Source organism: Puia sp., assembly GCF_035546395.1.
Lineage (GTDB): Bacteria > Bacteroidota > Bacteroidia > Chitinophagales > Chitinophagaceae > Puia.
In genome coordinates, this window is record NZ_DASZXR010000015.1 from 245,487 (window position 1) to 258,071 (window position 12,585).

At 52.5% G+C, this 12,585-nt stretch carries 10 protein-coding genes and 1 tRNA gene; 4 read left to right on the top strand and 7 right to left on the bottom strand.

From position 1 onward, the window contains the following. Positions 1-8 precede the first annotated feature (8 nt). The 7 genes from VHE34_RS18990 to VHE34_RS19020 form a co-directional block, all read right to left on the bottom strand. Complete coding sequence (locus VHE34_RS18990; RefSeq protein ID WP_325590503.1) at positions 9-908, bottom strand: relaxase/mobilization nuclease domain-containing protein; 900 nt, start codon at positions 906-908, stop codon at positions 9-11. After that, positions 905-1,264 (bottom strand): plasmid mobilization protein, encoded by a 360-nt coding sequence (locus VHE34_RS18995; RefSeq protein ID WP_325590505.1) that lies wholly within the window; start codon positions 1,262-1,264, stop codon positions 905-907. Before VHE34_RS18995 ends, VHE34_RS18990 begins: the two co-directional genes overlap by 4 nt. A 152-nt stretch (positions 1,265-1,416) precedes the next feature. Next, entirely contained in the window at positions 1,417-2,367 is a 951-nt protein-coding gene (locus VHE34_RS19000) for a toprim domain-containing protein (protein WP_325590507.1), read from the bottom strand. A 180-nt stretch (positions 2,368-2,547) separates the two neighbouring features. Next, positions 2,548-3,699: a VapE domain-containing protein gene (locus VHE34_RS19005; protein ID WP_325590509.1), complete on the bottom strand. Its 1,152-nt coding sequence runs from the start codon at positions 3,697-3,699 to the stop codon at positions 2,548-2,550. Positions 3,700-3,739: 40 nt separating this feature from the next. Further along, complete coding sequence (locus VHE34_RS19010) at positions 3,740-4,084, bottom strand: helix-turn-helix domain-containing protein (RefSeq protein ID WP_325590511.1); 345 nt, start codon at positions 4,082-4,084, stop codon at positions 3,740-3,742. 109 nt (positions 4,085-4,193) lie between these two features. Then, positions 4,194-5,117 (bottom strand): hypothetical protein, encoded by a 924-nt coding sequence (locus VHE34_RS19015; RefSeq protein ID WP_325590513.1) that lies wholly within the window; start codon positions 5,115-5,117, stop codon positions 4,194-4,196. 144 nt (positions 5,118-5,261) lie between these two features. Further along, positions 5,262-5,335, bottom strand: a tRNA-Ile gene (locus VHE34_RS19020). Between the two features lie 133 nt (positions 5,336-5,468). Here VHE34_RS19020 and VHE34_RS19025 point away from each other — a divergent pair. From VHE34_RS19025 to VHE34_RS19040, 4 genes are all read left to right on the top strand, one after another. Continuing rightward, a complete protein-coding gene (locus VHE34_RS19025; protein WP_325590515.1) occupies positions 5,469-6,056 on the top strand; it encodes an RNA polymerase sigma-70 factor in 588 nt (195 codons plus the stop codon). A gap of 100 nt (positions 6,057-6,156) precedes the next feature. Then, positions 6,157-7,281, top strand: a complete 1,125-nt coding sequence (locus VHE34_RS19030) for a FecR family protein (protein ID WP_325590517.1) — start codon at positions 6,157-6,159, stop codon at positions 7,279-7,281. Positions 7,282-7,516: 235 nt separating this feature from the next. Next, positions 7,517-10,888, top strand: coding sequence for a SusC/RagA family TonB-linked outer membrane protein (locus VHE34_RS19035; RefSeq protein ID WP_325590519.1), 3,372 nt, complete (start codon positions 7,517-7,519; stop codon positions 10,886-10,888). A gap of 20 nt (positions 10,889-10,908) precedes the next feature. Next, entirely contained in the window at positions 10,909-12,528 is a 1,620-nt protein-coding gene (locus tag VHE34_RS19040) for a RagB/SusD family nutrient uptake outer membrane protein (protein ID WP_325590521.1), read from the top strand. The last annotated feature ends 57 nt before the right edge of the window (positions 12,529-12,585 follow it).

The window sequence follows — 12,585 nt, forward strand, 5'->3', positions numbered from 1 at the left end:
TGTTTTATCTATCGACCGATCCTGCGTCCCCGTTGTATCTCCTGCCGTTGTTCTTCTTCCTGGTTTTCCTTTGAAAGGCCAGCGGATCGGTCTGGCATTTTAAAATGGGCTTTTAATTGCTGCAGGGACTGTTCGTTTTGCATCAGCCGATTTCGATCCAGCGCCTTGTCGATCGTCGCCAGGGGATACCCGATCTCACTGCCTTTTACCCGAACATGCTTATCATCCTCGAAGGCAATGCCCCGCCCCTTTTCCACCCGATATCCCTTTTCTGTGATCCGTTTTTCGAATTCCGGGAAGGTCTTCGATTCCTGTAAGGCCTTGGTTATTGTTTCCTTCAAATGTTCTTTCCGGGCGTCATGTCGGGGTATCTGCCGCTGTTCAGGCGACAAATAACGCCTTGGACTTAGGACTTGCTTTAGGGAGTGCTCCAGCTCCATTCGCCGGCAAAAGGCTGCCATTCGCGCATAACTTTGGCTATCACTGGCTACCTTCCCGTCATACCCAACCCGATTGCCAACGATATGCATATGGGGCTCTCGGGTGTCGCGGTGTAGGATGCAGAGATACTGGTTTTGATCGATCCTGAATTCTTTGGCGGCCGCCTCGCCGATGGAGATCCATTGAGCCCTACTGAGCTCGTCGCCAGGCGCCGGCCGGATAGTAAGATGCAGGACCGGCTTTTCTATGCGGTGATTAAGTATCCGAACATCCTTGAACTGGCTGGTCAATTCCCTTTTATCGCCGAAACATAGATGATAGTTCAAAACCTCTGCCCGGTCTTGATGCCGAAGGCCGTCTTGCAGGGAAGGCACCGCCTTTTGCTCTTCGGAAAGACCTTTCTTATCTTCCAAACAATAGCTGATGCAATGCCCAAACGATTTTCCTATCACCACTTTTCCAATCATTGTAAATAGCTTTTGATGTCCTTCGCCAGCTGCCGAAGTACTGTTGAATCATGTTGCAATGTGGCACGTTCCAGGGCATTCAACTCATCGTGGCGGTTGCGTTTGTGGGCAATCTGGTTAATGTTAGCTGCCAGGTGGTTGAGGGTCCCGGTGATTTTCAACACCTCCCGAGGGAGGGTCCTTTCCGGCCTGTCAATTTTTCCGTCAATTCCCATCGTCCGGAGATATTCCGAGACGGATAGGTTCGCCGATCTCGCCTTGGCTTCGATAGCCCTCCTCTCGAGGAGCGAACATTTCACACCCAGTAACTGATCTTTCTTCACCGCCTTTTTAGGGCGCCCTCCTTTATTCCTCATTTCGTCAACAATGCCTGGTTATACAAATGTCCGGAGCGGTTTTCCGAATGCGATAGCATGAGGAAAACCGTCCCCCGAATGCGTAGCATGAGGGGGGGCAGCGGTTTCGGTTTTACCGAAACATAGCTGGCTACCTGAGAGTGGGAGTCGCTTCAAGCGTCGGAATTTCGGTTAGGCGGGAAGTTAGGGGGGCCGTTGGTTGGGTAGCCGTATTGGGCCTGGTCGCGGAGAAAGTCGTTGGGATCTTTGTAAGGCGCGTAAAAATGGCTGCTGTCCTGGTATTGGGTTCCCCATCCGAGAGCTTTAGTTGTGGCCCATTGGCCGGCAGGATCGTTGTCAAGGTAGAGTAGGACCTGGGCATGCCGGTCCATCAAAGGACGCGCTCTTTCAAGCATGGCGAGGGAGTTGAGGACGAGAAAATTTGTCAGGGGTACGGTTGGCTTGGCGAGAGAGAGGAAGGAAAGAAAAGAGAAAAGGCCTTCGAAAACGGCGAGCCGATCAGTGCCATTGTCAATAAAACTGACGTCCTTTGGCCGGCTGCATCCCTTGAAATTCGTGCCACGCAATTCATATCCGCCTGAGCAGTTTGGAAGGCCGAGGGTGGAAATTTTCTTTTGGTAGAGCTCAAAATCGATCTGACAGCAGTACCGCCGGGCCAGCTCTGTCGGGATTTTGCGCTGGCTTAAATAGTCCAGGAGCGGCGGCGATTCGATGGGTTTTACAGCTATGATCCGGATCGGCGAGGGCGCCGCTTCACGAGCTATTTCTGGCCCAATGTGCGGGGTTGCGGGCTGTTGAAAGGAGGGGATTACCTGCTGTTGAAATGATGTATCCAACGCCAGTTTATGGAGGAACTCCTTGACTGTACATCGGAAAAAACGGATGCCGAAGTCGACAAGCGTGCCGCCGATGCCGGCGCCATGGTCATACCAGACATTTAGCTTTTCGCTGACCTTAAAGGATGCTGTTTTCTCTTCCCGCAAAGGAGAAAGATACCAATGATCGCCGCCACGCATGAATAGGGGGTGGTGCCCAAGGGTCGCCAGATAGGCTACGATGGAGCGGCTATTCGCTTCTTTGCACGATATTCCAAACTGCCTCATATCTCTGTTTTACAGGTTCAAAAAAGTAGCTTACTGCCCTTACTATCTTACTAAGGAGCGGGTGAAAAGAAAAAGTAGGTAAGTAAGGTCAAGTAAGTAGTTAGTAAGAAGGTTCTTACTTGTAATAGCCGCACCCAGCCTGGTATTTTGGGATGTAAGTAACATAAGTAAGAAGGTGTTTTATCGTTCATTTCGGTACTTCAGATAATAGGCTTTAACAGGATACCCTTTGTCCTTCGCATACCGGTTGTCCCGGACATAGCCCAGGGTTCGGAGCGCCCGGCCCAATTGGATGTTGGAGATTTTGATGAGGCCGTTGGTGGCTTCCCTTAACCCCAATTCGATCTCGCCGGTACTGCGAAACAGGTCATGGCTTTCCTTGGTTCCAGGCTCGTAATATTTCAGCAGAAGCTCCATTTCCGGTGTGACCTGGATGAATTGTCGGGTCTCCGATTCGTTCTCGGCGACTTCTTCCGCTGTCACGTCGCAGGAAAAGCCTGACCGATATAAGGCATAGGCCTGCGCCCAGGCGTCATCGATTCGAATCTCTTTGGCATAGTTCCAATCGATGCCGGCGATCTCAAACGGGATCCAGCGGACATTGCCGGTGGGATCGGTTAGAAACTCGGTCATATTGGTGGATCCGACGAAGCTGGCCCTGCGGGCGATCTTTTTGGCCTTCCGCTCGAAGGGGTGGCGCTCCTTCACGAAGGACTTGCTGAGAATGCTTTTGAGGGCATTGATCTCGACCCGGGTGAAGGTGGCCAGCTCGTCCAGGTTAATGATAAAGTTCTCCGTCAGCGCGATAAGGCTATCCTTGTCAAAGGAGATATTCTCGGTTATGTAGTCTCTTAAAGCCGGGGGACAGAGAAAGCGGATAAAGGTCGTTTTACCGGAGTTCTGCTTTTCGTGTACCAGGATGATGGCGTTCTTGTTGCAATAGCTGTCTTCCAGTGCGCATTTAATCGCGCGGACCATCCACTTCTTGAAGTGTCGCTCGAAACGCTCAGGGTTGACGGCCTGGACATGAGAGCAGAGACGTTTAATAATGTCCACCTGATCCGGCGCCCATGCCGGCAAGCCTTCAAAATAGTTGAGGAAGGGGTTGAATCGCTCCACGAAATCGGACTTCAACAGGTAGATCAATTCATTCAGCGTCGCTCTAAAACCCTCCAGCCTCAGCTGCCGATAGATATTGTATTCATTCAGCTCATCCCATCCCGGGTCCGTCTTGCGCCGGAACTCAATGCTGCCGGTGATCTCATTGGCCCGGAAATAGAAATGCGTGGACAAGTACTTTTCCAGACGGATATGCTCCTGCTTTTTGCTCATTTTGACCATTTCCCGAATATTTGCTTTTGGCTATCCGCTGTTAATTTTTCTTGTACCTCTTCCTCTGGTATGCCATCCGGCTATGCGGCTCCTGCTTTCCCTCGCCCTTGGCAAACTCTTCGACCCAGGCTAAGAGCTCGCCCAGTTTGACCAGGTAACCCTTACCAACTTTGGTTGCCGGCAAATTCCGATGATGGATATAGTAGCGGACCGTACCGATCGGCCGGCGGACTACCTGGGCGGCCTCTGCCAGGTCCAGAAGCCGGTCGGAAGCCGGTAGAGCAGGAGTGGATTGTTTGGGCGAAGTCTCTGCCAGACCATCGACCGATGTTTGCAATTGGTCCAGTTTGGAAAGGATCAGTTCAAAAGGATTGTTCGTTTGCATTTCAGTAGCTGTTTAATTGTTGCTAACTGGATGCAAGTACATTCACAATCGGCCGAAAATCAGGCAAATCAAGGAGAGAAATCAGGCAATCAGGGGATTGCCAGAATGATCAGGAAAGCTTACTAATTTTCAGGCCCTTCAGTTGCCGGAAAAATTCGCGGTAATGGCGATCATTCCTGAATTCCGATAGGTAGGATTTGAACTTTCCGATACTATTGCCGGAATATCGTAGGTAAGCTTCGAAAACCTGCTCAAGGTTATATTCCTGCTTGAAATATCCCTGTTGGTAGAAAAAGTCGATCATCCCGCCCACGCAGCCATTAAAACCGTACGGGTTTTTGCCATTCGCCAGCCGCTTTACCGGCGAAAATAACTTGAAATGGCAACCTGCTTCCTCGGTTCTGCTGATCATAAATTCCAGGGTGTCCTCAGGGCTTCCATTCATAGGCCGAAGCATTTCCAAAAAGATGGCGGCCCGGGCAGCCGGCGGGGAGTCCAGTGCCGGGGAAAGGTTAGTGTCCCCGTCAGCCAACCGAGGCGGGGAGGAAGGGAAGTCATTTATTCTCTTTTCAACCGCCGTCAAAAATTCCTGACGGTTTTGGGCATCGAGCTGGTACAACAGGGCAAACTCGGCTTGGGTCTTCAGGTGGGCGCTTTTTCGATAGCAGAACAGCAGTTCCTGGTCGGCATCCGCCGGCGCCGGTTCTTTGTAAGCCACGGGATATTCCGCCAAGAGATCCCGGCATCGGAGCAAAATGGGGAGTCTTTGGCTTTCGACCCGGCCGAGGATTTTTAGCAAAAAGCTTTTATTGAAGGTCCAAAAGACGTATTTAGCCAGGTCTTCAAAATGGTTGATATTCCAGAAGGATTCTTCCGTAATGGCAAACGGAGTGGTAAGGAGAGAAATACAATTGTCGGTCCGAATGATCTGCAAATGGTAACGATCCCAGAAACCCAAACGACACAGAAATCGGAGGTTCTTTTTCCCTTCGACCGGCACTTCGTTCAGGTAATGCCGGTGGGAAATGAACATCGTCCAAAAGCCTATTTTCTTATTCTTCGACACAGATAAGGTAGTGATGTGCAAAAATAATCAAGCGCGAAAAACATGTATCAAATCATGTATCAAATAAAAAAGCACCGATGAACGATGCTTGTATAACTTCCTGATTATTAGTGGGCCCTGCTGGGCACGATCCAGCGACCCTCTGATTATGAGTCAGATGCTCTAACCAACTGAGCTAAGGGCCCTGCCGTTGAGGCGGAGCAAAAGTACAAAAATTAAACGCTGCACGCCGATAAAATAAAAAACAAATCCAATCCATTAAAAACTCCTTAACTTGCTAATAATTGCTAATAAAGTACAGAACTGCTTGCCGCTCAAATGACTGCTGAAGGCATAAAATATTTACAATCAAGGATTGCTCGCTTCGACGACCAGAAGGCGTACAAAGAGTTATTCACTACCTTATACACTCCCTTACTTCTCTTTGCGAAATCAATGGTCAAGTCCCGGGAATCCGCCGAGGAGATCGTGTCGGATGTGTTCATTCGCATCTGGGAGAAGCGGCGCGATCTCGAGAAGATCGACAATTTAAAGGTCTATCTCTACGTTTCCATCCGCAATACCGCACTAAACTATCTCACCCATCAGAAACGCACCGTCACCAACCCACTGGACGAGTTTCATGCGGAATTCACCAGCATCTACTTCGATCCGGAACAACTGCTGATCACGGCCGATATGCTGGCGCTGATCAGAAAGTCCATCGATCAGCTTCCGCCAAAATGCAAGATCATCTTCAAGCTCGTCAAGGAAGACGGGCTTAAATACCGGGAGGTAGCCGAGATCCTGAATCTTTCCGTCAAGACCGTGGAGAACCAGGTTGCCATCGCCCTCCAAAAGATCGGCAATACCGTCAGCTTCGACGTCCAAAAATCGGTCCCTTTCTCCGTCAAAAATCATTCTTAACCGATTCATTATCAGCTTGTCTAAAGAATGTTAAAAAAATATTAACCCGTCTTGGGGGTTTTTCCGGTTTTTCATGTCCTTGTCGCAACGACGCTGTCCAATGGGAAAAGAGCACAAGGAACATACCTGGAACCTGATTGCAAAAAAGCTGGCCGGAGAGGCCAGCCCTGCCGAACTACAGGAGCTCGAAGGATTGCTGCGAAGCAATCCCGAGCTACACTATCCTGTACAGACCATCGCCGATCTCTGGGAACACACCAGCCCTGACGACAGGACGAATGCCGAAGAGGCCTTTAACCGGCATCTCGATCGCATCGACCGGCTCAAAATCGACTATTCTCCGACACTTACCGTAGTTACCGACTCGCCGAAACGGTCTTCGACCCTTCGCCGTAGGGCCCTTGTTTGGGCGCCGATTGTGCTTGTTGTCATTGGGGCGATCCTGCTGACCACTCGACCGGGCGCCGGGCGCGGATCGGAGATCGCGGCAAAGCCGCCGGTGACCGACAACCGCGATATCAGCACCACCAGCGGTTCGAGGACGCACATCACGCTTGTCGACGGGACCCGGGTCTGGCTCAATTCCGGGAGCCATATCCATTATGGAAAGGATTTTGGCAGCGGAGCCCGGGAGGTAAATCTCACCGGGGAAGCGTTTTTCGACGTAGCGCCGGATGCCGGTCATCCGTTTATCATCCATACGCCAAAGCTGGACGTCCGCGTCCTCGGCACCAGCTTCAATCTGAAGTCTTATCCCATGGATAAGACCACTGAAGCAACGCTCATCCGGGGCAGCATAGAAATTTCGATCCGCAACCGCCCCCGCGACAGGATCATCCTGAAGCCCAATGAGAAGCTAGTGGTCAACAACGACGACAGCCTGCTGGTCAGAAAGCCCGCAAGCCGCAGGGAAGTGCACCCGGAATCGTTGGTATTCATCGGCCAACCCACGTACGAACACCGGTCGGGAGCGATCATCGAGACATCTTGGGTGGATAACAAACTGATCTTCCAGGATGAAGAGTTTGGGGACCTGGCCCGGCAGATGGAACGCTGGTATGGCATCTCCATCCGCTTCGAGGACGCCAGGTTACAGCAGCTCCGGTTTACCGGCATCTTCGAAAAGGAGAGCATCCGGCAGGCGCTGGACGCCCTGAAGCTGACCGATCAGACGGCAAGATTCGACTATACGATTGATGGGAGCGAGGTAACCATACATAACTAATCGATACGACTATGATTGACAACCTTAAAAAATTGCGAATGAATAACAGCAGTTGAATAGACAAAAAAGCGGGAAATGTTGGCGCATTCCCCGCAAGGTTCTCTCGGAAACCAGGCGGTCAGGGAAAGACACAAACCGGTTTCATTCATCAAAAACCCACAAGTTTAAAAATATGAAAAAAATGCTAACGATTGGGGGCCTCAGCCCTCATGCCGTAAAAAAAGCTCTATTGGTTATGAAATTAACCTTTCTTCTGGTGTTTGTGGCGGCACTGCAGGTATCTGCAAATGTCAGTGGGCAGGGAAGGGTATCACTCACTCTGAAACAGGTAGAGATCTCAAGGGTGCTCAACTCTATTGAAAGGCAGGGAACTTACCGGTTCCTTTATAACAGCAGGCTGGCCACCATCAAGAAAAAAGTGAGCGTCGACGTCACCGATATGACCATCAACGAGCTGTTGAAGAATATGTTCAACGGCACCGACCTCACTTTCAAGATGCTGGAAAACAACCTGATCGTGGTTGTTTCCAACTCACCCCTCCCACAGGACATCAAGGTCACGGGGACTATAACGGGCGCAAACGGAGAACCCCTTTCCGGCGTCACCGTCAGCGTGAAGGGCACCCCGAACGCCACTTCGACGGACAACAATGGTAACTTCACCATCACGGTTCCTGAAAAGGGAACGCTCGTCTTTTCCTACATCGGCTATCAGACCCAGGAAGTCGCCGTCAATGGACAGGCGGTGATCAATGCAAAACTTGCCCCTTCGACCCGGGCGCTGGATGAGGTCGTCGTTATCGGTTACGGCCAGGCCAGCAAGCGTGACCTGACCGGCTCCATCGTCAAGATCGATGGGAAAGAGATCGCTGATAAACCCAACGTCAACCCCGTATCGTCCCTGCAAAGCAAGGTCGCCGGTGTTTATATCGTCAACAGCGGCGACCCCGGCCAGCAGCCCGATATCCGCATCCGTGGTACGACCAGTATCGGCCAGGTGCACCCTCTCTATGTCGTAGACGGGATCTTCCAGGACGATATCTCCTACCTGAATGCGAATGACATCGAATCGATGGAAGTGCTGAAGGATCCTTCTTCCCTCGCCATCTTCGGGGTAAAGGGCGCCACGGGGGTCATAGCCATCACGACGAAAAAGGCAAAAGCCGGCCAGACGGTCATCAACTACAACATTACCCAGGGCTGGAAAAAGCTGGTCGATGCGCCGAAATTTGCCAACGCAACTACGTTCAAGACGCTGTATGCAGAGGAACTGGCCAACACCGGGATCACCACTCCGCCGAATTTTACCGGCCTTGATGCGAATACCGACTGGATCAAAGCGGTTACCCGCACTGCCAATTTTCAGACCAGCAACCTGAGCATCTCGAGCAGCACAGACAAGAATAAATTCAACCTGGGTCTGGGGTATACCAAGGACCAAAGCGTCGTGAACCATATCCAGCTGGATCGGATCAACATCAACCTGAGCGACGAATACAAGGTCAGCAAGAATATAAGAGTGGGTACCAACCTGATCGTTTCCCGGACGCACAATCCCTACATCTATGACGATTTGGGCGACGTCAATGGGTCCAACGTTCTCAACGATGCCCGGCAGGTGATCCCCTTACTGGGAACGGGCACCAAATCGTTCCGCCTGAAGAATCTCTACGGTACGGATACCCTCAACCAGAATATCTATCCCCTGGCGCCGTCGCTTCAACTGGCCGGCGTCGTCAACCCGCTGCTGAAACTGAATAACGAGTCGGACAAAACGATCGATTACACCTACCGCTATGTCGGTTCTGCATTTGCGGAGATCAACTTCCTGAAGTACTTCACCTGGCGCACGACCGTTTATGGAGACATCAGCGACCAGAACAAACGGCAATACAAGCCTACCTACTATGCCTTTAACCCCGTAACGCTCGATGTGCAGGTGCAAAATCCGCTCACCAGCGTACAGGAAAAGTCGATTACGACCCGTAAGTTCCAACAGGATCATATCCTGACCTTCAAAAGCATCTTCAACGAACATAGCATCACGGCCAGCGGCGGTTTCACCACATATTATTTGGGCAACTTCGAAAGAGACGGGAAGGCCGTCCAGGGCACCTACGGACCGATCCCGGACGATAAGCGCTTCTGGTATATTTCGACGAACTTCGAAGATCCCGCAACGGCGATAGCATCCGGTTCGCAGTACGAGTATACTACCGTTTCTTACCTCGGCCGGATACTGTACAATTATGCGAACAAGTATTACCTGACGGGCTCTTACCGCAATGACGGATCTTCGCAGATCTCCGGTCCTCACCGCCATCAGGGCTTCTGGGCTGTCGGCGCCGGTTGGGAACTGTCGAAAGAGAATTTCATGGCTAACCAGCATATCTTCGACTTTGTAAAGCTAAGAGGTTCGGTCGGCGTTCTGGGGAATCAGAGCACCTATGACCCGAGTACGGGTCTCGCAGCACCCTATCTCTTCGACCAGATCCTGACTGCCGGAACGGTGACCCCCTTCGGGAACACGCTCTACAGCGCCGCACAGCCTGCCTACAAGCCGGATCCGGACCTGGCCTGGGAGACGGTACATGCACAGGAGATCGGCTTCGAGGCAAACGCGCTAAACAACCGGTTACACGTAGAGTTCAACTATTACAATAAGAAGACGGAGAACCTGATGACCGTCATTACCAATGGCGCGCTCGGTATCTTCAACGAGGTAACCAACGCGGGCAGTCTGCGGAACTGGGGTGAAGAGGTGACGGCCAGCTGGAACCAGCGGCTTACTACTGACCTGAGCCTGCGGATCAGCGGCAATATCACGTTTATGAAGAACCGTGTTGAATCCCTTAGCCCGTTATTAGCCGGTGGCAAGATCATTCGGACCAGCCAGAACAACGGACAGCAGGCCAGCTATACCCAACCCGGCTATCCGATCGCCTACTTTTATGGTTATCAGCAGGTCGGAATTTATCAGTCGCAGCAGGACATTAGCAGCTCGCCTGATGCTTCGGCGATTGGCACCTATCACCCCGGCGACTTTAAGTTCAAGGACCAGACCGGCGACAACAAGATCGATGTCGATGACCGGACCAAGATCGGTGATCCCTCGCCCAACTTCATCTATGGCGGTTCGGTCGGGCTCACCTGGAGGCATTTCGACCTTGGCGTAGACGTCGGCGGCGTCCATGGCAACCAGATCTTCCGTACCTGGGCGGCGTTGGAATCCCCTTACCAGTTCGTCAACTATGCGGCTTTCCAGATCAATCGTTGGCATGGACCCGGGACATCCAATAAAGTTCCCCAGGTGAATTCCGGTGAGCGTTTCAACTATGTGGGTTCGACTTACAGTATCGAGAGCGGCAGCTATTTCCGCATCCGGAACATACAGCTGGCTTACAATTTCGATCCGAAAATGCTCAACAAGGCCTATATCAAGAACCTCCGCATCTTCGCCAACGTCCAGAACCTGAAGACCTGGAGACACAACAGCGGCTTCTCTCCCGAGTTCGGCGGCGATGCGACCAGCTTTGGCGTAGACTATGGTAAATCGAGCAGCGCGCTTCCGATGATCACCAGCGTAGGGTTGAATGTAACTTTTTAGACAAAAAAATCATTTTTGATATGAAACAGAGCACGAAACTATTTGGGATGATCGCATCAGGCATACTGATCGTGACCTCCTTCTCCTGTAAAAAATTCCTGGACAGGAAGCCGTTGCAGGCCACGCTCCAGGACGTACAGGCGGCGCAAGGTACGCTGGAAGCCCAAAGCCTTGGCCTGTACTATACGCTCAGAACCTATGCCGGTTTCTCCTCGCTGCCGTGGATAGACATGCATAGCATCCGGGGTGACGATGCCGCAAAGGGCAGCGACGCCAATGACGGTAAGGAGGTCATCGCCGAATTCGAGACCTTCCAGTACACGAAGGATGACTGGGCCACCGACACTTACTGGAATGATCACTATACCATGATCAACCTGGCGAATGCGGAGATCCATATCGGTGACTCGCTGAAGCTGACCGACCCGGCAACCTTGCGTGAACTTGGAGAGGCGCATTTCTTCCGCGCCTACTCGTTCTTCGAACTGGTCAAGGCCTATGGCCAGGTACCGTTGATCAACTATTACTTTGTCAACCCGGCAGACGGGATCCGGCCGAAGTCCACCATCGATTCCCTCTATGCCCAGATCGACGCCGACCTGGACACCGCCTCGAGATACCTGCCCCTCTCCGCCAGCGAATATGGAAGCAACTACGCCGGCCGGTTAACACAGGGCGCCGCAAACACTCTCTGGGCCCAAACCTACATGTTCCGCCCGAACAAGAACTGGGGCAAGGTGGTCTCGCTTTGTAACACGGTGATCAATTCCGGCCAGTATAGCCTGCTGCCCAACTTCTACGATATCTGGAAGGATGGCGTATTCGGCCAGGGAAAGAACAGTTCGGAGTCCATCTTTGAAATGAATGCGTACGCCGGGGTCAATGCCCAGTCCATCAGCTCGCAGAACCAGGGCCAGGACGGCTGGGGTACATCACAGCAGGTGCGGCAGGACGGGGCGCCGCTTACCTGGAACCTCGGCTGGGGTTGGAACGTACCCACCGACACGCTGGTTGCGATGTGGGATAATACCGACCCTAGAAAGAATATGACCATCCTGTATTCCGGTCAGTCCGACGGCGGTTCGGCACAAGGCGGCTGGGGCGCAACGCTGGCGCCTTACAGCGACCCGCTGGGTACCACCGGCCTGGCAGAGAAATACTGGAACAAGAAGCTCTATACCGGCAACGACCCCGCGCAGCGTCAAGCCACCGGGTTTGTCGGCGGCAGCGGCGGAGCGCCCTGGATCGATCACCGCATCCTGCGCTATGCGGATGTATACCTGATGCTGGCCGAAGCTTCCAACGAGCTTGGCGACGGCGCCACGGCTGAAAGCGCACTGGAAACGATCCGCAACCGCGCCAGCGGCAACCTGGGCCTGACCCGGACCATCCTTCCCCATATCGCCTTCGTCAACCAGGCGCAGATGCGCACGGCCATCAAGAAAGAGCGGCTTTGGGAATTCGCAATGGAAGGCTACCGCTTCTACGACCTGGTTCGCTGGACGCCGGCTTCGGACGGTATCGATGCTCCGACCGTTCTTCAGCCGCTCGGCTACCAGGCCCGCAATCAATTCTACCCGATCCCCCAACCCGCCATCGATATCTCGAACGGGGTGCTGAAGCAAAATCCGAACTACTAATCGTTTCGCCGGATAAAAAAAGTAAACCTTCACCCTCCTTCGGTGAAGGTTTATTTT